20 protein-coding genes are annotated in these 23,871 nt (G+C 68.4%); 11 read left to right on the forward strand and 9 right to left on the reverse strand.

Going from position 1 to position 23,871, the window contains the following annotated elements:
* Positions 1 to 79: 79 nt before the first annotated feature.
* Complete coding sequence (locus tag OG801_RS25220; RefSeq protein WP_355018320.1) at positions 80 to 1,042, forward strand: DUF3068 domain-containing protein; 963 nt, start codon at positions 80 to 82, stop codon at positions 1,040 to 1,042.
* 96 nt (positions 1,043 to 1,138) lie between these two features.
* On the opposite strand, the gene OG801_RS25225 is transcribed toward OG801_RS25220, so the two are convergent.
* Positions 1,139 to 2,026, reverse strand: a complete 888-nt coding sequence (locus OG801_RS25225) for a class I SAM-dependent methyltransferase (RefSeq protein WP_406031823.1) — start codon at positions 2,024 to 2,026, stop codon at positions 1,139 to 1,141.
* Between the two features lie 252 nt (positions 2,027 to 2,278).
* Here OG801_RS25225 and rpsA point away from each other — a divergent pair, with 252 nt between their 5' ends.
* Positions 2,279 to 3,760: a 30S ribosomal protein S1 gene (rpsA, locus tag OG801_RS25230; protein ID WP_350661292.1), complete on the forward strand. Its 1,482-nt coding sequence runs from the start codon at positions 2,279 to 2,281 to the stop codon at positions 3,758 to 3,760.
* An 89-nt stretch (positions 3,761 to 3,849) separates the two neighbouring features.
* Here rpsA and OG801_RS25235 read toward each other — a convergent pair whose 3' ends face one another.
* Complete coding sequence (locus OG801_RS25235; protein WP_355018322.1) at positions 3,850 to 3,996, reverse strand: hypothetical protein; 147 nt, start codon at positions 3,994 to 3,996, stop codon at positions 3,850 to 3,852.
* 89 nt (positions 3,997 to 4,085) lie between these two features.
* Here OG801_RS25235 and OG801_RS25240 point away from each other — a divergent pair, with 89 nt between their 5' ends.
* The 4 genes from OG801_RS25240 (at position 4,086) to OG801_RS25255 (ending at position 8,247) form a co-directional block, all read left to right on the forward strand.
* A complete protein-coding gene (locus OG801_RS25240) occupies positions 4,086 to 5,060 on the forward strand; it encodes a helix-turn-helix domain-containing protein (protein WP_406031824.1) in 975 nt (324 codons plus the stop codon).
* Positions 5,061 to 5,101: 41 nt separating this feature from the next.
* Positions 5,102 to 5,692 (forward strand): dephospho-CoA kinase, encoded by a 591-nt coding sequence (gene coaE, locus OG801_RS25245; protein WP_355018324.1) that lies wholly within the window; start codon positions 5,102 to 5,104, stop codon positions 5,690 to 5,692.
* 87 nt (positions 5,693 to 5,779) lie between these two features.
* Positions 5,780 to 7,072, forward strand: a complete 1,293-nt coding sequence (locus OG801_RS25250; RefSeq protein WP_406031825.1) for a glycoside hydrolase family 3 N-terminal domain-containing protein — start codon at positions 5,780 to 5,782, stop codon at positions 7,070 to 7,072.
* A gap of 35 nt (positions 7,073 to 7,107) precedes the next feature.
* On the forward strand, positions 7,108 to 8,247 hold the full coding sequence (locus OG801_RS25255; protein ID WP_406031826.1) for a DNA polymerase IV: 1,140 nt from the start codon (positions 7,108 to 7,110) through the stop codon (positions 8,245 to 8,247).
* A 189-nt stretch (positions 8,248 to 8,436) separates the two neighbouring features.
* Here OG801_RS25255 and OG801_RS25260 read toward each other — a convergent pair whose 3' ends face one another.
* The 3 genes from OG801_RS25260 to OG801_RS25270 all read right to left on the reverse strand — a co-directional run bounded on the left by OG801_RS25260 (position 8,437) and on the right by OG801_RS25270 (position 13,186).
* On the reverse strand, positions 8,437 to 9,384 hold the full coding sequence (locus OG801_RS25260) for an RNA polymerase sigma factor RpoD/SigA (RefSeq protein ID WP_141803993.1): 948 nt from the start codon (positions 9,382 to 9,384) through the stop codon (positions 8,437 to 8,439).
* Positions 9,385 to 9,589: 205 nt separating this feature from the next.
* Positions 9,590 to 11,725 (reverse strand): S9 family peptidase, encoded by a 2,136-nt coding sequence (locus OG801_RS25265; protein WP_406031827.1) that lies wholly within the window; start codon positions 11,723 to 11,725, stop codon positions 9,590 to 9,592.
* 150 nt (positions 11,726 to 11,875) lie between these two features.
* Entirely contained in the window at positions 11,876 to 13,186 is a 1,311-nt protein-coding gene (locus OG801_RS25270; protein WP_406031828.1) for a DNA polymerase IV, read from the reverse strand.
* Between the two features lie 137 nt (positions 13,187 to 13,323).
* On the opposite strand from OG801_RS25270, the gene OG801_RS25275 reads away from it, so the two are divergent.
* Positions 13,324 to 14,250: a DUF4192 domain-containing protein gene (locus OG801_RS25275; protein ID WP_406031829.1), complete on the forward strand. Its 927-nt coding sequence runs from the start codon at positions 13,324 to 13,326 to the stop codon at positions 14,248 to 14,250.
* Here OG801_RS25275 and OG801_RS25280 read toward each other — a convergent pair.
* Together OG801_RS25280 and OG801_RS25285 are read right to left on the reverse strand one after the other, a co-directional pair.
* Positions 14,247 to 14,702 (reverse strand): hypothetical protein, encoded by a 456-nt coding sequence (locus tag OG801_RS25280; RefSeq protein ID WP_355018330.1) that lies wholly within the window; start codon positions 14,700 to 14,702, stop codon positions 14,247 to 14,249. The genes OG801_RS25275 and OG801_RS25280 overlap by 4 nt on opposite strands.
* Before the next feature lie 96 nt (positions 14,703 to 14,798).
* A complete protein-coding gene (locus OG801_RS25285) occupies positions 14,799 to 16,190 on the reverse strand; it encodes a glycosyltransferase (protein ID WP_406031830.1) in 1,392 nt (463 codons plus the stop codon).
* Here OG801_RS25285 and OG801_RS25290 point away from each other — a divergent pair.
* The 3 genes from OG801_RS25290 to OG801_RS25300 all read left to right on the forward strand — a co-directional run bounded on the left by OG801_RS25290 (position 16,141) and on the right by OG801_RS25300 (position 20,537).
* Positions 16,141 to 16,719, forward strand: coding sequence for an HhH-GPD-type base excision DNA repair protein (locus OG801_RS25290; RefSeq protein WP_406031831.1), 579 nt, complete (start codon positions 16,141 to 16,143; stop codon positions 16,717 to 16,719). The genes OG801_RS25285 and OG801_RS25290 overlap by 50 nt on opposite strands.
* A gap of 139 nt (positions 16,720 to 16,858) precedes the next feature.
* Positions 16,859 to 18,433: an RNA polymerase sigma factor gene (locus OG801_RS25295; protein ID WP_355231231.1), complete on the forward strand. Its 1,575-nt coding sequence runs from the start codon at positions 16,859 to 16,861 to the stop codon at positions 18,431 to 18,433.
* Positions 18,434 to 18,575: 142 nt separating this feature from the next.
* Positions 18,576 to 20,537 (forward strand): N-acetylmuramoyl-L-alanine amidase, encoded by a 1,962-nt coding sequence (locus tag OG801_RS25300; RefSeq protein WP_406031832.1) that lies wholly within the window; start codon positions 18,576 to 18,578, stop codon positions 20,535 to 20,537.
* 110 nt (positions 20,538 to 20,647) lie between these two features.
* Here OG801_RS25300 and OG801_RS25305 read toward each other — a convergent pair whose 3' ends face one another.
* Together OG801_RS25305 and OG801_RS25310 are read right to left on the reverse strand one after the other, a co-directional pair.
* On the reverse strand, positions 20,648 to 21,136 hold the full coding sequence (locus OG801_RS25305) for a DUF456 domain-containing protein (protein WP_406031833.1): 489 nt from the start codon (positions 21,134 to 21,136) through the stop codon (positions 20,648 to 20,650).
* 87 nt (positions 21,137 to 21,223) lie between these two features.
* Complete coding sequence (locus tag OG801_RS25310; RefSeq protein WP_040756289.1) at positions 21,224 to 21,430, reverse strand: hypothetical protein; 207 nt, start codon at positions 21,428 to 21,430, stop codon at positions 21,224 to 21,226.
* Between the two features lie 374 nt (positions 21,431 to 21,804).
* On the opposite strand from OG801_RS25310, the gene OG801_RS25315 reads away from it, so the two are divergent.
* Positions 21,805 to 23,868: a type IIA DNA topoisomerase subunit B gene (locus OG801_RS25315; RefSeq protein WP_406036303.1), complete on the forward strand. Its 2,064-nt coding sequence runs from the start codon at positions 21,805 to 21,807 to the stop codon at positions 23,866 to 23,868.
* The last annotated feature ends 3 nt before the right edge of the window (positions 23,869 to 23,871 follow it).

The following is a 23,871-nucleotide window of genomic DNA, read 5'->3' on the forward strand; positions in this document are numbered from 1 at the left end:
CCGTTGCACACCTGCCCAGGTATTGCTGCTACGGTTCGCGGATCGAGGGGGGAACTGAGGCCTTGGGAGGGGCAAAAACATGCGAAGAGTGATTGGTTACATCTTCTTGCTGGTCGGCGCGTTTGCGCTGGCCGCTGCCGCGGTAGCGGGCTTCTGGGGCCGGGACGCCGCGGCGACCGTGCCGCTCAACGTCAACACCACGACCGTCCTGGACGGCACCGCCAGCGGCGCGCTGGCCAAGTCGGATACCCCAGTTCCGGTGAAGTACACCCGGACCACCGAGGCGGCGCCGAAGGAGTCGACCGACGACGTCGTCGTCTTCGTCGAGGCCGGCTGCATCATGATCCAGGAGGGCGACACGCCTCCGTGCGCCCGCGCCGAGGACGACGACCGCGTGGTGACCACGACGGAGCGCGCCTACGCCATGGACCGCAAGAGTTCCGAGGTCGTCGAGGACCAGGCCAAGTACGTAGGTGAGGACCGGGCCGTCGACGGCATGACCGGCCTGGCCGGCAAGTTCCCGTTCGACACCGAGCGCCACGACTATGAGTACTGGGACGACACGCTCGGCACGACCGTCATCGCCACCTACGTCGACGACGTCGACGTCAAGGGCGTGAAGACCTACCAGTTCGAGGTCGCTGCCTCCGAGGACGACGCGTCGCTCTCGGCGGGAGAGGACGAGGTGAAGGACACCGAGGACGACATCCGGGGCACCTACGAGGCGACCCAGACGATCTACGTCGAGCCGACCACCGGTTCCTACATCGACCAGAGCGCGACCCAGAAGATGGTCACCAGCGATGGCACGGTGCTGATCGACGCGGACATGAGCTACTCCGACGAGACCGTCTCCACCAACGCCGAGGACGCCAAGGACAACATCGCCCAGCTCAACCTGATCGGCACCTGGATCCCCGTCGGCGGCGTCGTCGCCGGTCTGATCTTCCTGCTGATCGGCCTCTGGCTGACCCTGCGCGGTCGCAAGCCCAACGGTGGCGCCCACGCCTCCGCGGACGACCGCACCCTGGTTGACGCCTGAGGCTCAACACACACCAGCGTCGACGTCTGCGGGCCCGGAGGACAGTCTCCGGGCCCGCAGACGTTTTCCATGGCCGGTTGAGCTGGACCCTGCTGTCTAGCTGCTCGCCAGGTCCGCACCGAAGATCGCGGTACCAGGGGTCAGCAGCCCCCGGGTGCGCGACCAGCCGCCCCAGACCCGCTCGTGGTCCTCGGGCCACTCGGGCTCGACCAGGTCGGTGATCCGGAACCCGGCACGGGCCAGCAACGAGACCCAGTCCCCGAGGGTGCGGTGGTGCTCGACGTACGACACCTCGCCGGTCTCGTCGTCGACTTCGACGTAGGGGGTGCGGTCCCAGTAGGACTGGGCGGCGATCAGGCCCTCGGGGCCGGGGTCGTCGGGGAACATCCACCGCGTCGGGTGGGTGATCGAGAACGCGAAGCGTCCGCCGGGCCGCAGGACGCGGGCCGTCTCGGCGAGCGCGTGGGCGATGTCGCTGACGAACTGCAGCGCTCCGAAGGAGCAGAAGACCACGTCGAAGGAGTCGGTGGCGAAGGGCAGGTCGGTCGCGGTGGCCTGCACGGCGGGGACGACCACGCCGGTCTGCTCGTCGAGGCGCCGGGAGTGCTGGAGTTGGCGGCCCGACAGGTCCAGACCGATCGCGCGACCGCCCTGGGTGTTCACCCAGCGGGAGCACTGACAGGCGCCCGAGCCGAGCTCGAGCACGTCCTTGCCGCTGATGTCGCCGAGGATGCTGAGATCGGCCTCGGTCAGGCCCTCCGGGCCCCAGACGAACCCGGCCTCACCGAGGAACGGTCCGTGCGTGGCCTGGTACTCGTCGGCGTAACGATCCCAATCGGGGCCGTTCGCGCGGCGTGACTCGGCTTCACCGATGGTACGCCGCTCGGCTCTGACCACAGGGCCGGTTGTTCCGATGGTTTCGATCGCGCCGAAGGGATCGATGGGCGCCTCCGGTCGGACGACCGGGCTGATGGCTTGGTCCACCCCTACAGCCTAGGCCCTTCGCGGTGACGTCGACAGTTGGACGGAGCCTGTGACGGGAGCGTAGGCTAAGAAACTGCGTCTGAAGTCTGCCCGGGTCCCAGACCTAGTGGACCTTGGCCTGCTACCTCGACCGCCGGTTCACGCCGGGCGACGAAGCCTGTTTGCGCAGGTGCCGGCGAGGGGTTGCCGACCGGAGACTTGAGACGTGTGTGACCCGACGATATCTGTCCACCCAAGGAAACCACCTCCCTTATGACGAGCACGCTCAACATTCCTCTTCCCGACTACGACGCGCCTCAGGTCGCGATCAACGACATCGGGTCGGAAGAGGACTTCCTCGCCGCGATCGACGAGACCATCAAGTACTTCAATGACGGCGACATCGTGGACGGTGTCATCGTCAAGGTCGACCGGGACGAGGTCCTGCTCGACATCGGTTACAAGACCGAAGGTGTCATCCCGTCGCGCGAGCTCTCGATCAAGCACGACGTCGACCCGTCCGAGGTTGTCGAGGTCGGCGACAAGGTCGAGGCCCTGGTGCTCCAGAAGGAGGACAAGGAAGGCCGCCTGATCCTGTCCAAGAAGCGCGCGCAGTACGAGCGCGCCTGGGGCACGATCGAGCAGGTCAAGGAGGAGGACGGCGTCGTCGAGGGCGCGGTCATCGAGGTCGTCAAGGGTGGTCTCATCCTGGACATCGGCCTGCGTGGCTTCCTCCCGGCCTCCCTCGTCGAGATGCGTCGCGTCCGCGACCTGCAGCCGTACGTGGGTCAGACCCTCGAGGCCAAGATCATCGAGCTCGACAAGAACCGCAACAACGTGGTCCTGTCGCGCCGTGCCTGGCTCGAGCAGACCCAGTCCGAGGTTCGCCACGGCTTCCTGACCCAGCTCCAGAAGGGTCAGATCCGCAAGGGTGTCGTCTCCTCGATCGTCAACTTCGGTGCGTTCGTGGACCTCGGCGGCGTCGACGGTCTCGTCCACGTCTCGGAGCTGTCCTGGAAGCACATCGACCACCCGTCCGAGGTCGTCACCGTTGGTGACGAGGTCACCGTCGAGGTTCTCGACGTGGACATGGACCGCGAGCGTGTCTCCCTGTCGCTGAAGGCGACGCAGGAGGACCCGTGGCAGCACTTCGCCCGCACCCACCAGATCGGCCAGATCGTCCCGGGTAAGGTCACCAAGCTGGTGCCGTTCGGTTCGTTCGTCCGTGTCGAGGAGGGCATCGAGGGCCTGGTGCACATCTCCGAGTTGGCCGAGCGCCACGTGGAGATCCCCGAGCAGGTCGTCCAGGTCAACGACGACGTCATGGTCAAGATCATCGACATCGACCTCGAGCGTCGTCGCATCTCGCTCTCGCTCAAGCAGGCCAACGAGACGGTCACCTCGACCGACGTCGAGGAGTTCGACCCGACGCTCTACGGCATGCCGGCCAGCTACGACGAGCAGGGCAACTACCTCTACCCCGAGGGCTTCGACCCGGAGACGGGCGAGTGGCTCGAGGGCTACGACGAGCAGCGTGAGAAGTGGGAGCAGCAGTACGCTCAGGCCCACGCTCGCTGGGAGGCCCACATCAAGCAGCAGCAGGAGGCCGCCGAGAAGGCTGCCGAGGCCGGCGAGGCCACCTCCTACTCCTCGGGTGGCTCGGTCGACGAGACCGTCTCCGAGGACGAGGGCGGTTCGCTCGCCTCCGACGAGGCGCTGCAGGCTCTCCGCGAGAAGCTGACCGGCGGTCAGTGAAACGCTGAGCTGAAACGCTGAAGACCCGGTCCCCGTCGTGGGGCCGGGTCTTCGGCATCTTCAGGTGCACTCATTCGGGTGCCCGTCTCTCAGTGCCAGCGGACTGCGGGGAGGAAGTCGGGGTCGGAGGCGTGGGACCGCGGGGCGGCCTTGGGGCGGTCGTGGCGTACGGTCGAGATGGTGGCGTAGGCGGCGACGGCGAGCAGGACGATGAGGACGAGGATTGCTGTGTTCATGGCAGTAATTCTTCGCTACCAGGTATTCCTGCCACATTGGCAGAAATGCCTAAGTTGCGCGATTTCCTGCCAACTGGCACCCTTCTAAGGTGCTTAGGAACGTAGCTGCGGTGATCTGGGACGGTGTCGCCCCCTTCGAGTTCGGAGTCGTGTGCGAGGCGTTCGGGCTCGACCGGCGCGACGACGGGGTGCCGTTGCTGGAGTTCGGCGTCTGTTCGCTCGAGCCCGGCTTGGTGCGTACGAACCTGGGCTTCGGGATCGAGGCCACGTACGGTCTCGAGCGGGCCGACGAGGCCGACCTGGTGTGTGTGCCGGCGATGCGCAGGGGCGACCCGGTGCCGCCGCTGGTGGCCGAGACGCTGCTGCGCGCCTATCACCGTGGCGCCCGGATCCTGACCGTCTGCGGCGGGGCCTTCGCACTGGGTGCGGCGGGTCTGCTCGACGGGCGTGAGTGCACCACCCACTGGAAGTACACCGACGAGCTCGCGGAGAGGTTCCCCGAGGCGAAGGTGGTGCCCGAGGTGCTCTACGTCGACACCGGGCAGATCATCACCAGCGCCGGCACCGCCGCCGGACTGGACGCGTGCCTGCACATCTGGCGCCAGGAGTACGGCGCAGCGGTCGCCTCGGCCGTGGCCCGGCGCATGGTCGTGCCGCCCCAGCGCGACGGTGGGCAGGCGCAGTTCATCTCCCACCCCGTGCCCGAGGTCGAGGCCGAGACGCTCGGTCCGCTGCTGGCGTGGATCGTGGAGAACCTCCACGAAGACCTCGACGTGGACTCGCTGGCCCATCGAGTGCTGATGTCGCCGCGTACGTTCGCCCGCAGGTTCCGCGCCGAGACCGGGGCGACGCCCTATGCCTGGATCACCGCCCAGCGGGTGCGCCGGGCCGAGGAGCTGCTGGAGCGTACCGACCGGTCCGTGGAGTGGATCGCGGGCGAGGTCGGCTTCGGCAACGCCGCGGCGCTGCGCCACCACTTCACGCGCGTGCGAGGGCTCTCCCCGCAGGCCTACCGGCGCCGGTTCGCCTGCAGCGACAGCCTCGACTCGGCCATGCCCGCCTAGGCGGCGTGAGGCGCCGACAGCGGCCCCATTAGGTTGGGGCCATGCGCGTAGGACTCACCGGCGGGATCGCCTCGGGGAAGAGCACGGTGTCGGAGCTGCTGGCCGGGTTCGGGGCGGTGATCGTGGACTCGGACAAGATCGCCCGGGAGGTCGTCGAGCCGGGCACAGCGGGGCTCGCCCAGGTCGTGGCGGAGTTCGGGCCGTCGGTGTTGACCGAGTCCGGTGCGCTCGACCGGGCCAAGGTGGGGGAGATCGTCTTCGCCGACCAGGGCGCCCGTGAGCGGCTCAACGCGATCGTGCACCCGTTGGTCGGGGCACGCTCCGCGGAGCTCGAGGAGACCGGGCGGACGGCCGGGAAGCTGGTCGTCAACGACATCCCGCTGCTGGTCGAGGTGGGCTATGCGCCCTTCTTCGACGAGGTGATCGTCGTCGACGTACCGGTCGAGACCCAGGTCGAGCGGGCGATCGCGCGTGGGATGACCGAGATCGACGCCCGCGCCCGCATCGCTGCGCAGGCCAGTCGCGAGGATCGACTCGCCGCGGCGACGTACGTCATCGACAACACCGGCACCCTCGATGACCTGCGGAAGCGGGTGCGGGAGATCTACGACGCCCTCGCCGGAACGTGTTAATGAGTGGGGGTTGCTGACATACTCGGCCGCGTGACTGGGGGCAAGCACACCGATTCAGAGGATCAGCAGCGTCGGCCGAGGCGTTGGATGCGACCGGTGATCGCGGGTGCCGTGCTGGCCCTGGCGGCCGGCGCGGGCGCGGCGGCGGTGACCGTCGGAATGCCGACGAGGGTCGAGGACGAGCCGAACAGGCCGGCCAATGCCACCACGAAGACCGACCCGAAGAAGGACACCACGCCGCTCGCCTGGGGTCCCACGCGCGGAGAGCTGGCGACCGCCCGCGAGCTGGTGTCGGGCTGGGACGAGAAGCAGCTCGCCGGACAGGTGATCGTCGGCCGCTACCACGGCACCGACCCGGCCAAGGCCGCCAAGATGGTCCGCAAGCTCCACCTCGCCGGGGTCAGCGTGACGGGCGAGAACGTCGTCGACGAGGCCCAGGTGCGCGAGACGACCGCCGCGGTCTCCCGTGCGGTGGCGGCTGATGGCCGTTCTTTCCCCGCGGTGATCGGCGTCGACCAGGAAGGTGGCGTCGTCTCCCACCTGCGCGGCGTGGCCACCGACTTCCCCGAGTTCGCACGCACGGGGGACGCCATCGAGGCGAAGCCGGGCAAGGGAGTCGCGGTGACCACCGAGGCGGCGCGGACGACGGCGCTCGAGCTCCGCGACCTGGGCTTCACCTGGGCGTTCGCGCCGGTCGCCGACGTGACCGTCGGCGCGGCCGATCCGACGATCGGCTCGCGTTCCCCGAGTGAGGACCCGAGGATCGCCGCGACGGCGGTCTCCGCGGCCGTGCAGGGCTACAACGCAGCCGGTCTGGTCTCCACCACGAAGCACTTCCCGGGCCACGGCGCGGTCACCGGTGACACCCACCTCGGGCTCCAGGAGCTCGACTTCGGGAAGAAGAAGCTCAAGCGCCGCGACCTGGTGCCGTTCGACGCCGCGGTCGATGCCGGCGCACCGGCCGTCATGATCAGCCACGTCGACGTCAAGGCCGTGGCCCCGGGCAAGCCCGCCAGCATGGCGGCCCCCATCTACGACCTGCTCCGCGACGACCTCGGCTTCGACGGCATCGCCGTCACCGACTCGTTGGGCATGGGCGCGGTCACGACCACCACCAAGAAGCCCTCGGTGGCCGCCCTCGAGGCCGGCGCCGACCTCCTGCTCATGCCGGCCAACTCCAAGGCCGCCCACCGCAGCGTCGTCAAGGCCTTGCGCTCCGGCCGCCTCGACCGCTCACTTGTCGAGGACGCCGCCGCGAAGGTCGTCGCCATGCAGATGTGGCAGCAGCGCACCGCCGGTGAGGTCCCGGTTCCCGGTGACGTACGAGAGCAGGCCGAGCGGGCCTCCGCGGCCCTCTCCGAGGCTGCCTCGCAAGGCTGACCCTTCGCTGCGGCCGTTCGTGGCACCATCGACGCATGACGGTGGTGCTGCACGTCGACCTGGACCAGTTCATCGCGGCGGTGGAGGTGTTGCGCCGGCCTGAGCTGGCCGGTCAACCGGTGATCGTGGGTGGGCGCGGGGACCCGACCGAGCGGGCGGTGGTCTCGACGGCCTCCTATGAGGCTCGGGCGCACGGGGTGGGTTCGGGGATGCCGCTGCGGCTGGCGGTGCGGAAGTGTCCCGACGCGGTGCTGCTGCCGGTCGACCATGTGGCCTACGACGAGGCCTCCGCGGGCGTCATGGACACGCTGCGATCGCTGGAGTGGGGCGGCGTACCCGTCCTGGTCGAGGTCCTCGGCTGGGACGAGGCGTTCCTCGGACCCGGCCCCGACCACGGCGACCTCGGCGACCCGGTGGCCTTCGCCCAGGACGTACGCGACCTCGTGCTCGAACGCACCCGGCTGCGCAGCGGCGTCGGTGTCGGCGACAACAAGCTGCAGGCGAAGCTCGCCACGGGGTTCGCCAAGCAGCGCGTCGACGGTGCCCTCGCGCGTGAGGCCGGTGCGGGCGGCCACGAGCCCGGCCCGGGCGGCCAGCCGCGGGGGACCGGCGTCTACCGGATCACCCACGAGACCTGGGACGCCGAGATGGGCCACCGTCCGACCGACGCGCTGTGGGGGATCGGGGCGAAGACCGCGAAGCGGCTCGCCGGGCTCGGGATCGAGACGGTAGCCGACCTGGGAGCGGCCTCGGCGGAGCATCTGGCCGCCGAGATCGGCCCCACGACCGGCCCTTGGCTGCGCCGGCTGGGCCGTGGTGCCGACACCAGCCCCGTCGACCCCTCGCCGTGGGTCGCGCGCGGCCACGGCCACGAGGAGACCTTCCAGCAGGACCTCGTCGAGTGGCCCGACATCGTCGCCGCGACCCGCCGCCTGTGCGCCGAGTGCCTCGCGGATGTGCTGAAGGAGGGCCGCCCGGTGACCAGGGTCGAGATCAAGGTGCGGCTCAAGCCGTTCTTCACCGTCACCCGCGGCCACAAGCTCCCCGAGCCCACCCTCGACCCCGACCGCCTCGCCGACGAGGCCGAGGCGCTCCTGGGGCGGGTCGAGAAGGACCGCCCGGTCCGCCTCATCGGCGTACGCCTGGAGATGGCCCCGCCGCCCGGCGGCTACTGACCGCCGAGACGTCGCTCGCGCAGGCCGAAACGTCACATACGCAGATCGAGTTGGCACCGTAGTGCCAACTCGATCTGTGTAAGTGACGCCTCGGCCGAATGGCTACGCCGCGAGTCTTACGCGGCAGCCGCAGTCGGCTTCGCTTCGCTCGGCCGAGTGCGTCTGCCGCCCCGATATCCGACCTGTCGGCTACGCCGCCAGGTCGGGGTCTGCGAAGCGGCGCAGCTTCTGCAGGGCCTCGCGCTCGAGCTGGCGTACGCGCTCGGCGGAGATGCCGTGCTTGACGCCGATGTCGGCGAGCTTGTGCTGACGGCCGTCCGTGAGCCCGTAGCGGGAGCGGACGATGTCGGCGGAACGCTCGTCGAGCTGGCCGACCAGCGAGTTGAGCCGCTCGCGCGACTCGACGTCGATGACGTCCATGTCGGGCGACGGTGAGGACTCCTGAGCCATCAGGTCGCCCAGCGAGGTGTCGCCGTCCTCGTCGATCGGCGTGTCGAGCGAGACGTGGTCACGACCCCAGGAGAGCAGGTCGAGGACGCGGTCGATGTCCATCCCGAGCTCGCCGGCGATCTCCTCCGGCTCCGGGTCGCGGCCGAGCTGACGCTCCAGGGTGCGGCGGGCGCCGCCGACCTGGTTGAGCTCCTCGACGACGTGGACCGGGAGCCGGACCACACGCGCCTGCTGGGCGATGCCACGGGTGATCGCCTGGCGCACCCACCACGTCGCGTACGTCGAGAACTTGTAGCCCTTGGTGTAGTCGAACTTCTCAACGGCCCGGATCAGGCCGGTATTTCCTTCCTGGATCAGGTCGAGCATCGGCATCTGCGCGCGGCCGTACTTCCGCGCGATCGACACCACCAGTCGCAGGTTGGCGTTGATGAACTGACGGGTGGCGCGGTGGCCTTCCTCGGCCAGCCACTCCAGCTCGGCTCGGGTGGCTCCACCGGGTGCTTTCTTGCGGCCGACGCGGCCCTCGGCCAGCAGATGCTCGGCCATCAGGCCGGCCTCGATCGCCTTGGACAGCTCAACCTCTTTGGCAGCATCCAGGAGCTCGTTGCGGGCGATCTCGTCGAGATACAGCCCAACGCTGTCACGGCCCTCGATCTCTCGGGTGGCAGTGGCGGTGCGTGTCGCCATGGGAACCTCCTCACGGTGAGGTTTGTGGCCTCACGGTGGTTTCAACGCTTCGCCCCTCCCAGGTGTTCCCTGGTAGAGCGCCTTGTCATCGAATCCGTTTTCGATCTCTTGTCCGGTTCGACGTACGCCGCGGGCGATAAGTTGCATCGTGAGGTGAATCTCAGGGGTTTCTCATGGAGTACCCCGAGATCCCCGCAGATATGCCCTACGAAGAGGTCACCTGGTCGATCATCCAGGCAAGGCTGAACGCCCGGTCCTCCCACGCCTTGTAGCGCCCCGAGACTCCGCCGTGTCCGGCCGCCATCTCCGTCTTCAGCAGTACGTCACCAGGATTCTCTGCCGTCGCGCGCAGCTTCGCGACCCATTTCGCGGGCTCGACGTAGAGGACTCGGGTGTCGTTGATGCTGGTCTCGGCGAGGATCGGCGGGTAGTGCTGCCGGGTGACGTTCGTGTAGGGGTCGTAGGAGGACATGTAGTCGTACGTCTCCCTGTCGGCCTCCGGGTTGCCCCACTCGTCGTACTCGGTGACGGTCAGAGGCAGCGTCGCGTCGAGCATCGTGGTCAGCGCGTCCACGAACGGCACCGCGGCCACGATCGCGCCCACGGCGTCGGGCGCCTGGTTGGCGACCGCGCCCATCAGCAGCCCGCCGGCGCTGCCGCCCTCGGCGATGATCTGGCTGGGAGTCGACCAGCCCGACTCGGCGAGGTGGCGCGCGCAGGCGATGTAGTCGGAGAAGGTGTTCTGCTTCTTCAGCATCTTCCCGTCGTCGTACCAGGCCCGGCCCATCTCGCCGCCGCCGCGGATGTGGGCGATCGCGAAGCCGATCCCGCGGTCCAGCAGGCTCAGCCGGGCGATGGAGAAGTAGGGGTCCATGCTGGCCTCGTAGGAGCCATAGGCGTAGAGCAGGACCGGGATCGGCCCGGTCTCGTGGAGCCCCTTCTTCGCCACGATCGAGATCGGCACCCGTACGCCGTCCTCGGCCGTCGCCCAGAGCCGGTGCTCCTCGTAGTCGTCGCGATCGTAGCCGCCGAGCACCGGGGCCTGCTTGAGCAGGGTCAGCTCGCGGCTGCGTACGTCGTAGTCGTAGACCGAGGCCGGGGTGCGCATCGTGGTGTAGCCGAGCCGCACGACCGGGGAATCGAAGGTGGGGTTGGAGCCGGAGCCGATGGTGTAGAGCTCGTCGTCGAACTTCACCAGGTAGTCGTCGGCGACACCGTTCTCACCGAGCTCCAGGATGCGGAGCTGGGTCAGGCCCTCGCTGCGCTGGTGCACGACCAGGTGGCCGGCGAAGGCGTCGACGTCCTCCAGGCGTACGCCCTGGGTGTGGGGGACGAGCGGCTGCCACTCGGTCCGCGGGGTCGGGGCGATCGGCGCGGTGGCGATCTCGAAGTCGGGACCCGAGGCGTTGTGGGTGACCAGGAAGACGTCCTCGCCGGCGACGGTGGCGTGCTCGATGGAGTATTCGACGCCCTCCTCGCGGGCGGCGAAGACCTGCCAGCCGGCGTCGGGGTCGTCGAGGTCGAGGAAGCGGTATTCGGCGGTGATCTTCGCGGCGGTGCCGATGAACATGAACCGGTCGGACTTGGTGCGTCCCACGCCGACCCAGAACCGGTCGTCGGTCTCGTGGAAGACCAGCTCGTCCTCGTCCTGGCTGGTGCCGAGGCGGTGGCACCAGATCTTGTCGGCACGCCAGGACTCGTCGGCGGTCGTGTAGTAGAGCGCCGAGGAGTCGCGGTCCCAGGTGGCACCACCGTGGACGTTGGTGAGCTCGTCGTCGAGCAGCTCGCCGGTGGTGAGGTCCTTGACGCGTACGGTGTAGCGCTCGTCGCCGGCGACGTCGGTCGCGTAGGCGAGCAGGGTGGTCGACGGACTCACGCTGGAGCCGCCGAGGCTGAAGAAGTCGTGGCCCTCGGCGAGCGCGTCGAGGTCGAGCAGCACCTCCTCGCCAGGGAGTGCGGGCTGATCGTGGGTGACGTCGGCCGGGGTCGGTGGGGTCCAGTCGTCGGGGTCGGCGGCCTTCACCCGGCAGCTCGCGCCATACTGCTTCCCCTCGAAGCTGCGGCCGTAGTACCAGTAGCCGCGCGAGCGCGTCGGGACGCTCAGATCGGTCTCGAGAGTTCGCGCCTTGATCTCCTCGAAGATCTGCGTGCGCAGGTCGGCCAGGTGGTCGGTCTGCTCCTTGGTGTAGGCGTTCTCGGCCTCGATGTAGGCGATGACTTCGGGGTTCTCCTTCTCCCGGAGCCACTCGTAGTCATCGGTCCGGGTCAGGCCGTGGAACTGCTTGGACGAGGGCTTCTTGGGAGCGATCGGCCAGGGCGTCGAGGAGAGGGCGGCAGACATGAACGAGACCCTATCCCCGCCACCCTCGCTGGTTCGACCACGGGACCGGCACGCAGGGTGCATCGCGTCGCGCTATCGCACACCCTGGTCGTCTGGCGCGATACTGCACCCGCTCGCCGCGACGGCGAGATCGAGCTGGGGGAGTGGGCCTCAGGACTCGCTGAACGGCTGCAGGTCGGGGTCGTCGACGGCGTAGGACCTCACCGGGCCGGCAGGAGTCTCGGCGGTCTCGAAGCGTACGGTCACGACGCCGCGCCCCGAGCCCCAGACCCAGCCGCGGCCCATCTCGGCGTGGACGACGTCCATCCCTGCCGCCCAGGTCGGCCGCCGCGCCGGCTCGGGCAGGGGGAGGTCGGGCTCGGCGTCCTCGTCGGTGTCGTCGCCGAAGAGGTCCTCCTGGATCCAGTCGGCGAGCCCGGAGACGCCGACCCCGAGAAGGCGTACGCCCCCGGCCGTCTCGCCTGCGGTGAAGAGCTCGCCGAGCAGGGTCCTGGCCATGCGGGCGATGGTGCCGGCCTGGTCGGTCGGGGCGGGCAGGGTCGTGGACCGGTTGATCGTGGTGAAGTCGTAGAGCCTGACCTTGATCGTGATCGTGCGGCCGGAGAGCCCGTTCTTCTTCAGCCTGGCGGCGACCTCCCCGGCCTGCCGGGTGAGGATCTGCTCCATGAGCGGCCGGTCGGTCAGGTCGGTGTCGTAGGTGCCCTCCACGCTGACCGACTTCGTCTCGCGCTCGGGCTCGACGCGGCGGTCGTCCTGGGCCCTGGCCAGCTTGTAGAGGTTGGTGCCGTGGGACTTGCCCACCAGGCGTACGAGCTCCTCGACGCTGACCTGCTCCAGATCGGCCACCGTGTGGATGCCCGCGCGGCGCAGGCGCTCGGAGGTGGCAGGACCGACGCCGGGGATCACCTTGACGTTCATCGGACGGAGCAGGTCGAGCTCGGTGCCGGGCGCCACCACGACGAGGCCGTCGGGCTTGTCGAGGTCGCTGGCGATCTTCGCGATGAACTTCGAGCTGGCCAGACCGACGCTGGCGCTCAGGCCGCCGGTGACCTGTGCGACCTCCTCGCGGATCCTCGAGGCGGTCGCGGTGACGGTGTCGACCTCGAGGTCGGGGAGGTCGGCGGCGGCGAGGTCGACGAAGGCCTCGTCGAGCGAGAGCGGCTCGACCAGCGGGGACAGTTCGCGCAGGATCCCGAAGACCTGCTCGCTGACCTTCTTATAGGCATGGAAGCGCGGGTAGAGGAAGGCAGCGTGCCCGCACAGCGCGCGGGCCTCGCGGGTCGACATCGCCGAGCGCACGCCGAAGGTCCTGGCCTCGTAGGAGGCGGTGCTGACCACGCCGCGTCCGCCGATGCCGCCCACGACCACTGGCTTGCCGCGCAGGGACGGCTTGTCGCGCTGCTCGACCGAGGCGAAGAACGCGTCCAGGTCGAGGTGCATCACCGACGCGTGCGCTCTCATGGTGGCAACCTATCTGGCAGCGGGGACAGTCTGAGGCGGGCCGTTCACCGTCCACAGGTGCGGTTGGGGAGGCGGTTGTCCACAGGCACGGTTATTGGCGGCGAAACTGTCGGTGGGTCGCGGCGAGTGTGGGCCGCATGACCACGAAACTCTCCATCGCCCGTCCCGAGGACGTCCTGGCGGCAGTCCCCGTCCTGCTCGGCTTCCAGCCCGAGAAGTCGATCGTCATGCTGACCTTCGGCGGTGAGCATCAGGTCCATGGCAGGATCGACCTACCTCCGCCGGACGAGCTCGAGGACTGCCTGGACAGCCTGCTGCTGCCCGCCGTCCGGCACCAGGTGCGCGGCGTCCTGCTCGTTCTCTACGACAGTGGCCCGCGCTTCGGCGTGAAGCTCGCCCGCCGTCTCGCTGAGAGGCTCGCCGAGTGCGAGATCGACCTGATCGGGTGCCTGCGGGTGCAGGACGGCCGATGGTTCGACCCGCTCGGATTCCACGGCGTCTCCGAGGACGGCGTGCCCTTCGATGTCGGGGCGCATCCGTTCCGCGCCCAGGCGGTCTACGACGGACATCTGGTGCGCCGCTCGCGCACCGAGTTGGCCGCCTCGATCGCAGCGGTGCCCGAGGTCGTCGCCGAGACCGAGGCGGCGCTGGAGCAGGCGTCGTCGATGAAGATCTACGAGGTCGGCCGGCTGGTCGACGACGCGGTCGCCGGGACGGTGCTGTCGGCTGCCCAGATCGCCTCCCTGCTGCTCGCGCTGCGCGACCCGCGGCGACGTGACGCCGCCTGGGGCGGGATGACCCGGGCGGAGGCCAAGGCCCACGTGCGCCTGTGGACCGATGTCGTACGCCGCAGCCCCGACGACCATGTCGCCCACCCGGCCGCCGTGCTGGCCTTCGCCGCCTGGCTGGGCGGTGACGGCGCGCTCGCCTGGTGTGCGCTCGACAGGTGCTTCGCGAGCGAGCGTCACCACGGTCTCGGGGTGCTGGTCGCGCAGATGCTCGAGGGTGCCGTTCCTCCGACGGCCTGGGAGGAGGCGCTCACCTGGTCGGACCGTCCGGCCTAGTCGTTGCGGTAGCGCAGTCGCTTCCACCGGCGGCTGAGCCCCGAGCGTGGGTCGACCCACGCGTTGCGGGTCACCACGACGTACGTCAGGGGTGTCCCGATCTCCCGGAACGCAGCCCGGGCGGCGGCGAGCCAGCGGAGGTCGACGTCCTCGATCCCGAGGTTTCCGGCGCGAGTCAGCCACACGATCGGATCCGGCACGCCGAGCCGGCGGCGCATGCTGTGGATGATGTCGGTGCGCAGCCAATGGTCGGTGGGCTCGTCCTCGCGATGCGCGTGGGCGACCTCCTTGCCGCCCGGGATGCCGAGATGGACGAGCGCCAGGAACGATCGCCGGTGCTCGGTGGCGGTGTGGTCGAGCACAGCACGTCGCAACCGCTTCTCGAGCACTGGCGAGAGCGGCTCGTGCAGCCCTTCGACGGACGTCTCGGACAGAATGGGCATGGTGGCCATGGGCCTAGCGTGCAACGGACGCAGGAATCCCGCGACCGTCTTTCCACAGGGCCCAGGTCGCAGGCGCGGCGTGACGACCTCGGTTCGCCTGCCGGCTCATAGCCCGGCTTCGATGATCCGGGCGGATGCTGCGGCACCATCCGCTCCGGCGTACGCCTGCTGCACCTCCGAGGCGGCGGCGCGGATGCCCGGATCGGCGAGAGTGCGACGTACGGCTGCGACGAACTGGGGCGACCCGACGTGCTTCGGCGATACCGAGATCGCGTTTCCACGCTGCTCGCACATACGCACGTGCCAGGTCTGCTCCGGCTGCAACCCCATTCCGACGAATGGGATACCGGTGGCGCAAGCCGTCTGGATCGTGCCTTGTCCGCCATGCAGCACAGCCGCGTCGACCAAGCCGCCGAGCCGGTGCGCGGGCAGCAGTCCGGTCACGTGGACATTCGGGGGAAGGGTCTCGCCAGCGTCCAGGTAGTGGGAGATCGGGGCGATCACGTTCACTGGAAGCGTGCCGAGTGCGTGGGCGGCAGCGACGGCGAGCCGACGGTTCGCCGAGGATCCCAGGCCGAGGTAGACCAGCGGCCGCGATGCGGCTGCCAGTTCCTCGACGATCGACGGCATCGGCGCCTCGATGTGGGCGAAGATCGGCCCGACTCGCTCGAAGCCTTTCGGCAGCGTGAAGCCGTCGAGTTCCCACGGCATCTCGGTGATCAAGTTGCGATCAGCTGTGAGGAGCGAGGAGATGGTCCGCATCGGAGGCACGCCGTTCGCGACCGCTACGGTCGTGAACGAACGTGGGGCGAGCGGCGCCTTGGTGTAGACCCAGCGAAACGCGGTCGTGGCCAATCGATCCGCGAATCGCGCGACGCGCCCCCTTCCCTCCACGAGGAACAGGTGCCGTGCCTGACGCACCTGCGGCTCGGTCAGTGCGAACGGGACCGGATAGTAGAGCGGCACGCCTTCGGCACGGGCCGAGATATAGGACGTCAGGTTCGAGCCAGTCGCGACGGCCGAAGCGCTCTGCTCACGGATGACCTGCCGCTCGATCGAGACGCGGTCGGCGACCACCCGCTCGGTGAAGGGGTTCTTCAACGTCTTGCCCTGGTCGAACGCGATCAGCTGCTCGCGTTCCTGGCGCGTGAACGCAGGAGTCTGCGAGACGTACTCGAAGCCGGAATCGCGGATGAGGCCGACGTAGTCGTCCTCATAGCCCATGAACACGGCACGGTGGCCCGGACTCAACGCTCGAGCGACCTGGATCATCCGCGTGGTCTCGGCGAGGTTGAAGGTCACCGGACAGAACAGCACCGTCGCCATCGAAACGTCCCTCCTGGACCCGGGCGGTCCCACGCCCGTTGTGCCGACTGCACGAAACCGTATCGCCTTCCTGGCGGCTGCTTCGGCTTCGACCGCGTATTGCCTCGCAGGATGAGGCAGGATGTCCCTTATGCCTTCTGTCCACATCACCGGCGACGAGGCCGCCGACAAGCTGCTCTCCGAGGATCCGTTCGCGCTGCTGCTGGGTATGGCCCTGGATCAGCAGTATCGGATGGAGGATGCGTTCAAGGGCGGTCACAAGCTGGTGACCCGTCTCGGCCATCTGGATCCCGCCAAGATCGCCGAGATGGACCCCGAGGAGTTCAAGGCGATCGCCTCGACGCCGCCGGCGATCCACCGGTTCCCCGGCTCGATGTCGGCGAAGGTGCAGGGGATCGCGACCATCGTCACCAACGAGTACGGCGGTGACGTCACCCGGCTGTGGACCGAGGCCACCAGCGGCAAGGACCTGCTCAAGCGGGTCCAGGCGCTCCCGGGCTTCGGGAAGCAGAAGGCGCAGATCTTCGTCTCGCTGCTGGCCAAGCAGCTGGGAGTGCGGCCCGATGGCTGGCAGGAGGCCGTCGGTGACTACGCGCTCGATGGTTACCGTTCTGTGGCTGACGTCGTCGACGTTGCGTCGTTGCAGAAGGTACGTGACTACAAACAGCAGAAGAAAGCCGCAGCCAAAGCAGCCGGATGAGTTGCTGGGGGACATGATGCCCCGGATGGGGAATGTTCACCACCACCGTGGCAGAATGAATCTGCGGCTCTTGACGACCCCGGGCCCTGCCGCGCCCAAACTCAGTTTTTGATAAGTCTCGACCAAGTTCGACGGAGAGGTGTTCGTGTCCTCGAACGCGCGCAAGATACCTGCTGAGGTACTCGCCCACCCTGCCGTGAAGGCGCTGATCGACCAGGCCAAGCCAACCGGACGGGTCAGTCCCGACCAGGTCCGCCAGGCCAGCGAGGATGCCGCGGTCGAGCCCAGGCACCTCAAGGCACTGCTCGGTCACCTGAGCACGCTCGGCATCTCGGTGGACCTCGGCACCGCCGTCACCGGCCGTGCCGCGGCGGCGACTACCTCGACCCGCAAGACGACCACGGCCAAGGCGCCGGCGAAGAAGGCCGCCGCCAAGAAGGCGGCGGCTGCGCCCGCGAAGCCGGCCACCGAGGTCGCGGCGAAGAAGGCCGATGAGCCTGAGCCGAAGAAGACGACCGAGATCGACGAGGACGGCGAAGAGATCGTCCTCGAGGACGTCGAGGTCGATGTCGACGACATCGAGGTCGACGACTCGGACAACGACACCGACGAGGAGACCCCGGTCGTCCCGCTCGGTCCCGACGGCAAGAAGGTTCTGCCCGACATCCCCGACGAGCAGTTCGAGAAGGATGTCGCGGCTGACCCCACGATCAAGGAAGACGAGAAGGAGGCCTCGAAGCAGAGCTTCGTCGTCTCCACCTCCGACGACACCGACGAGCCCGAGCAGACCGTCATGGTCGCCGGCGCGACCGCCGACCCGGTCAAGGACTACCTCAAGCAGATCGGCAAGGTCCCGCTGCTCAACGCCGAGATGGAGGTCGAGCTCGCCAAGCGGATCGAGGCCGGCCTCTTCGCCGAGGAGAAGCTCGGCAAGGGCGGCAAGATCACCCCGAAGATCCTCGACGAGCTCGAGTGGATCGCCGAGGACGGCAAGCGAGCCAAGAACCACCTCCTCGAGGCCAACCTCCGTCTCGTCGTATCGCTGGCCAAGCGCTACACCGGCCGCGGCATGCTCTTCCTGGACCTGATCCAGGAAGGCAACCTGGGTCTGATCCGTGCGGTCGAGAAGTTCGACTACACCAAGGGCTACAAGTTCTCGACGTACGCCACCTGGTGGATCCGTCAGGCGATCACCCGCGCCATGGCCGACCAGGCCCGCACCATCCGTATTCCGGTGCACATGGTCGAGGTCATCAACAAGCTCGCGCGCGTCCAGCGCCAGATGCTCCAGGACCTGGGCCGCGAGCCCACCCCGGAGGAGCTGGCCAAGGAGCTCGACATGACCCCGGAGAAGGTCATCGAGGTCCAGAAGTACGGCCGCGAGCCGATCTCGCTCCACACCCCGCTGGGTGAGGACGGCGACTCCGAGTTCGGCGATCTGATCGAGGACTCCGAGGCGATCGTCCCGGCCGACGCGGTCTCCTTCACGCTCCTCCAGGAGCAGCTGCACGCGGTGCTCGACACGCTCTCCGAGCGTGAGGCCGGCGTCGTGAGCATGCGCTTCGGCCTGACCGACGGTCAGCCGAAGACTTTAGACGAGATCGGCAAGGTCTACGGGGTCACCCGCGAGCGCATCCGCCAGATCGAGTCCAAGACGATGTCGAAGCTGCGACACCCGTCCCGATCGCAGGTTCTGCGCGACTATCTCGACTGAATCTGGCTAAGATCTCCTCGAACGCCTTCCCGGACTTCTGGGAGGGCGTTCGCCATTTCCGCAGACTCGCCCGCCACAACTGCGGATTCGGCTAGGTTGCACGGGTCGGTTTGTCCGCGTCTCGGGAGGTCTCCTCGTGCCTATGCGTCTCTCACGTCCACACCGGCCGGCCCTGGCCGCGGCCGGAGCGCTGCTCGGTGGCCTGCTCGTCGCGGTGCCGATCACGGCGGTTGCCTCCGCTGCCGAGCCCGACTGGAACGCCTGCCTGGAGGGCACCACCGACCGACAGGCCGTCTTCGAGCGAGCTGCGGAGACCAGCGGGGTGCCGGCCGAGGTGCTGCTCGCGGTTTCCTACATGGAGTCGCGCTGGGATGCCCACGGGGAGGCACCGAGCACATCGGGCGGCTACGGGCCGATGCACCTGACCGACCTGCCGGCCCTGGCGAAGGACACCGAGGCCCACCCCGACCCGCTCGGCAAGGGCGACGGCTCCAACCAGGCCCGCACCACGCGCCAGCGCGAGGAGGCGGTCAGGCTTGGTGAGGTCGAGACGCTGCGTACGGCCAACGACATCACAGGGATCCCGGTCGCCGACCTGCGCGAGGACGCGGTCGCCAACATCTGCGGCGGCGCGGCGGTGCTCGCCGACTACCAGGAGGCTGCGGGCGGGGCCGAGAGCCTGGCGGACTGGAGTGCGGCAGTCGGCCGCTACAGCGGGGCCGCGGACGAGGCGACCGCGCTCAAGTTCGCCCGGCAGGTGTTCGCGACGTTGAGCGCGGGGGAGTCGCGTACGACCAACGACGGCCACCAGGTCAGCCTGGCCGCGAAGCCGGTCGCCGCCAGCGAGGAAGCGGTCGGACGGCTGGACCTCGCCGAGTCCGCGACCGGGGACGCGGTCGAGTGTCCGGCGGTGCTCGGCTGCGAGTCGCTGCCGGCGCCCTACGAGCAGACCGGCGACACGATCGGCGACTACGGCAACCACGACCTCGGCAGCCGGCCCGAGGAGGGCTCGGTCGACTACATCGTCATCCACGATACCGAGACCTCCTACGACGGCACCGTGAGGCTGGTCCAGGATCCGACCTACCTCGGCTGGCACTACACGCTGCGCTCGGTCGACGGCCACGTCGCTCACCACATCCCTGGCAAGGACGTCGGCTGGCATGCCGGCAACTGGTACGTCAACAGCCACTCGATCGGGCTGGAGCACGAGGGCTACGCCGCCGACGGAGCCTGGTACACCGAGGCGATGTACCAGACCTCGGCCACCCTGGTCGGCTACCTGGCCCAGAGCTACGGGATCCCGCTGGACCGGGCCCACATCATCGGCCACGACCAGGTCCAGGGCGTCGCGCCGGCCAACGTCGCCGGGATGCACTGGGACCCGGGCCCCTACTGGGACTGGAGCCACTACTTCGACCTGCTGCGGTCGCCGATCAAGGCCGACCGGAAGTCGCGCAGCGAGATCTGGACGGTCAACCCCGACTTCGAGACGAACACCGGCAACGTGATGACCGGCTGCACCGAGACTGGCGTGCCGTGCCCGAGCGACCGGGGCACCAACTTCGTCAACGTCTACTCCGAGCCCTCCACCGATGCTCCGCTGCTGCCGGACACCGTCGTCGGCGGGTCCGCCAAGGTCTCCAACTGGGGCCCGCGCCTGGCGGCCGGACAGAAGGTCGTCGTCAACGACCGGACCCGCTCGACGTGGTGGGGCGTCTGGTTCGGCGGAAAACAGGGCTGGATCCAGAACCCCCGCGACGTTCTCGTGCCCTCCGACGGCAAGGTCGTCACCCCGAAGCCCGGCACCACCGCGAAGATCTACGGCACGGCCTATCCGACGAAGGCCAGCGACTACCCCGACGGCGTCACGCCGCGGACGATCGCGCCGCTGCAGTACACCATCCCCGCAGGTCAGAAGTACGTCCTGGCCGACGCGACGGTGCCGACCGACTACTACAAGGCGGTCAACTTCAACTGTGCCACCGTCGACGGCGTCCCCGACTGCATCGTGATCACCGGCGGCACGACCTACTACCAGATCTGGTTCAACCACCGGATCGCGTACGTCATGGCCGACGACGTGTTGGTCGCTGACGGCTGATCACATCGATCACTTGCGTCACACCGCTCAGGGAGTTCCTGCACTTCTCGGGCATTGCAACACCTGAGAAGTGCAGGGATACCCGGTTAACCGGGTATCCCGCCCGGCGGCTACGGCGTGATGACGAGCCCCACGACCCAGGTGATGGTGGCGAGTGTGGCGGCGGTGGCGTCGATCAGGATGAACAGGCCCATCGCCTTGAGGGCGGTCCAGGTGGAGGCCCAGGCTTCACCCGCGTCACCGCCGTGGCGACGGAGCTCGGCGAGGAAGACGCCGATGGGGAAGCCGACGAAGAGGCCGACGACGGGGATCACGAAGAAGCCGATGATGGCCAGGGTCGCGCCGACGATCTGGGTGGACAGCGGCATCCCGGAGTCCTTGAGGTGCTTGCCGGGGATGGCGTACTTGGTGATCAGCCCGATGGCGATGAAGGCAGCGGAGATGCCGAAGATCACCCACCCGGTGGACTCTCCCAGCCAGATGGCCCAGCCGAGGATCGCGCCGGCGACGAGCAGCGCTCCGCCGGGGAGGACAGGGACGATGATGCCGGCGATGCCGAAGGCGATGGCCAGCGCGACGAGAACTTCGACGAGACTCACGGAGCGAACCCTAGCCCCGTGGCACCCCGCGGACGCCGAAGGCCCGGACCGTCGTGGTCCGGGCCTTCGGGGAGTCGGTGGGTGGGGTCAGTTCTTCTCGGTGAGCTTGTGTGTCTCGTCGGTGATCGAGCTCGCGATCTCCTTGAGCTTCTCACCGTGCTCGCGGGCGTGGTGGGCGCAGAACAGCAGTTCGCCGCCGGAGTGGAGCTCCGCGCGTACGTAGGCCTGCGCTCCGCACCGGTCGCAACGGTCCTCGGACGTGAGCGGCGAGCTGGTGGCAACGGCAGTGGTCACATCGGCCTCATTTCTGAATCATGATTGCGCCGGGATAACGTACGTGAGTCCTGGAAGATTCCCTAGCCTGGACTCTTACCTCGGTCGCAGCTCTAATCCTTGCAGTTGTCGCTCCGGGTTGGGGATCCGGGTCGGACCTACCCCGCGGGACATCGCTGTCCGTGACAGACATTCTTACCTGTCGACCGACCATTTCGTGCATCGAAACCCGCAAGTTCCACGTAACGGACCGATCACGACGTGCGTGTGCCGCCCGATGGCGCGTGGGCCGGTTGCCGCGTGCCTGCGTGAGACCCGGGCGTGTCGCACGGTAGATTTCAACCAGGAACACCCCCACGCAGTACCCCGGGAACAACGCAGTTACGCAGGAGCCGATCATCTCTGACAACACCTACAACGCCGCGCACCTCCTCGTCCTCGAGGGCTTGGAGGCGGTGCGCAAGCGTCCCGGTATGTACATCGGCTCGACCGATACCCGCGGCCTCATGCACTGTCTGTGGGAGATCATCGACAACGGCGTCGACGAGGCGCTGGCCGGAGTCGCCGGCCACGTCGAGGTGACGATGCACCCCGACGGCTCGGTGGAGGTCTACGACGACGGCCGCGGCATCCCGACGGATAAGGAGCCCCGCACCGGGCTGCCGGGCGTCGAGGTGGTCGCGACCAAGCTGCACGCGGGCGGCAAGTTCGGTGGCGGCTCCTACAACGCGACCGGCGGTCTGCACGGTGTCGGCCTCTCGGTCGTCAACGCGCTCTCCAGCCGCATGGACATCGACGTGGACCGCTCGCCGGCCCAGCAGGGGATGTCGTTCCGCCGTGGTGTGCCCGGTGTGTTCGACGGTGACGGCCCGACGGCCGCCTTCACGCCGCAGAGCGGCCTGACCCGCAAGGGCAAGCGGGTCGTGAAGGGCAAGACCGGCACCAGGGTCAGGTTCTGGCCCGACCGGCAGATCTTCACCAAGGACGCTCGCTTCGAGCTCGAGGGCCTGCTCGGCCGGGCCCGGCAGACGAGCTTCATCGTGCCCGGGCTCGAGCTGGTCATCCGCGACCAGTCCGGCGAGGACCCGGTCGAGGAGAAGTTCCGCCACGACGGCGGCATCGCCGAGTTCGTCGACTTCCTGGCCAAGGACGAGCCGGTCAGCGGCGTACTCCGCCTGCAGGGGTCGGACACCTTCACCGAGACCGTGCCGATGCTCGACGACGCCGGCCACATGACGCCGCAGGACGTCGAGCGCGAGCTCGGCGTCGACATCGCGGTGCGATGGGGCAGCGGCTACGACAACGAGATCCGCTCCTTCGTCAACGTGATCGCCACCCCGAAGGGCGGCACCCACGTCAGCGGCTTCGAGAACGCGCTGACCAAGACGTTCAACGACGCCATGCGCGCCACCAAGGTGCTCAAGGTCAACGACAAGGACATCGTCAAGGAGGACATCCTCGAGGGTCTGACCGCGGTGGTGACGGTGCGCCTGGCCGAGCCGCAGTTCGAGGGCCAGACCAAGGAGATCCTCGGCACCCCGGCGGCTCGCAGCGTGGTGCGCAAGGTTGTCGCCGCGGAGATGAAGACGTTCCTCACCGAGTCGCGGGGGGCGCAGAAGCAGCAGGCCAAGCTGGTGATGGAGAAGGTGTACGCCGCCTCCAAGACCCGGCTCTCGCTGCGTCAGCAGAAGGAGAACCAGCGGCGCAAGAACGCGCTCGAGTCCTCCGCGCTGCCCTCCAAGCTGGCCGACTGCCGCACCACCGACGACCGGGCCGAGCTGTTCATCGTCGAGGGTGACTCCGCGCTCGGCACCGCCAAGGTGGCCCGCAACTCAGAGTTCCAGGCGCTGCTGCCGATCCGCGGCAAGATCCTCAACGTCCAGAAGGCCTCGGTCGGCGACATGCTGAAGAACACCGAGTGCTCCTCGATCATCCAGGTGGTCGGGACGGGCACCGGCCGAGGCTTCGACCTGGACGCGGCGCGCTACGGCAAGATCATCTTCATGGCCGACGCCGACTCCGACGGCGCCCACATCCGTACGCTGCTGGCGACCCTGTTCTTCAAGTACATGCCCGAGCTGATCGCCGCCGGCAAGGTCTACACCGCGGTCCCGCCGCTGCACCGGATCGAGATCTCCAACCCCAAGAAGGGGATGGAGAAGTACATCTACACCTACTCCGACCCGGAGCTGCAGCGGAAGCTCGCCGAGCTGAAGAAGAAGAACGTCACCTGGAAGGACCCGGTGCAGCGCTACAAGGGTCTGGGTGAGATGGACGCCGACCAGCTGGCCGAGACCACCATGGACCCGCGCCACCGGACGCTTCGCCGGCTGACGCTGGACGACGCCGACGAGGCCGCGGCGGTCTTCGACCTGCTGATGGGCTCCGACGTCGCTCCGCGCAAGGAGTTCATCGTCGCCGGAGGCGGTCAGCTCTCCGAGACCGACCTCGACTTCTAGGGC

It is taken from the genome of Nocardioides sp. NBC_00163 (assembly GCF_045206295.1).
Lineage (GTDB): Bacteria > Actinomycetota > Actinomycetes > Propionibacteriales > Nocardioidaceae > Nocardioides.

Excerpts from the sequence above, each read along its gene's own strand:
- OG801_RS25235 (WP_355018322.1), bottom strand. The coding sequence starts at position 3,996 with ATGAACACAGCAATCCTCGTCCTCATCGTCCTGCTCGCCGTCGCCGCC.
- OG801_RS25280 (WP_355018330.1), bottom strand. The coding sequence starts at position 14,702 with ATGGCCACCATGCCCATTCTGTCCGAGACGTCCGTCGAAGGGCTGCAC.
- OG801_RS25290 (WP_406031831.1), top strand. The coding sequence starts at position 16,141 with ATGTCCCTTATGCCTTCTGTCCACATCACCGGCGACGAGGCCGCCGAC.
- OG801_RS25275 (WP_406031829.1), top strand. The coding sequence starts at position 13,324 with ATGACCACGAAACTCTCCATCGCCCGTCCCGAGGACGTCCTGGCGGCA.
- OG801_RS25300 (WP_406031832.1), top strand. The coding sequence starts at position 18,576 with ATGCGTCTCTCACGTCCACACCGGCCGGCCCTGGCCGCGGCCGGAGCG.
- rpsA (WP_350661292.1), top strand. The coding sequence starts at position 2,279 with ATGACGAGCACGCTCAACATTCCTCTTCCCGACTACGACGCGCCTCAG.
- coaE (WP_355018324.1), top strand. The coding sequence starts at position 5,102 with ATGCGCGTAGGACTCACCGGCGGGATCGCCTCGGGGAAGAGCACGGTG.
- OG801_RS25220 (WP_355018320.1), top strand. The coding sequence starts at position 80 with ATGCGAAGAGTGATTGGTTACATCTTCTTGCTGGTCGGCGCGTTTGCG.
- OG801_RS25250 (WP_406031825.1), top strand. The coding sequence starts at position 5,780 with ATGCGACCGGTGATCGCGGGTGCCGTGCTGGCCCTGGCGGCCGGCGCG.
- OG801_RS25255 (WP_406031826.1), top strand. The coding sequence starts at position 7,108 with ATGACGGTGGTGCTGCACGTCGACCTGGACCAGTTCATCGCGGCGGTG.
- OG801_RS25260 (WP_141803993.1), bottom strand. The coding sequence starts at position 9,384 with ATGGCGACACGCACCGCCACTGCCACCCGAGAGATCGAGGGCCGTGAC.
- OG801_RS25270 (WP_406031828.1), bottom strand. The coding sequence starts at position 13,186 with ATGAGAGCGCACGCGTCGGTGATGCACCTCGACCTGGACGCGTTCTTC.
- OG801_RS25265 (WP_406031827.1), bottom strand. The coding sequence starts at position 11,725 with ATGTCTGCCGCCCTCTCCTCGACGCCCTGGCCGATCGCTCCCAAGAAG.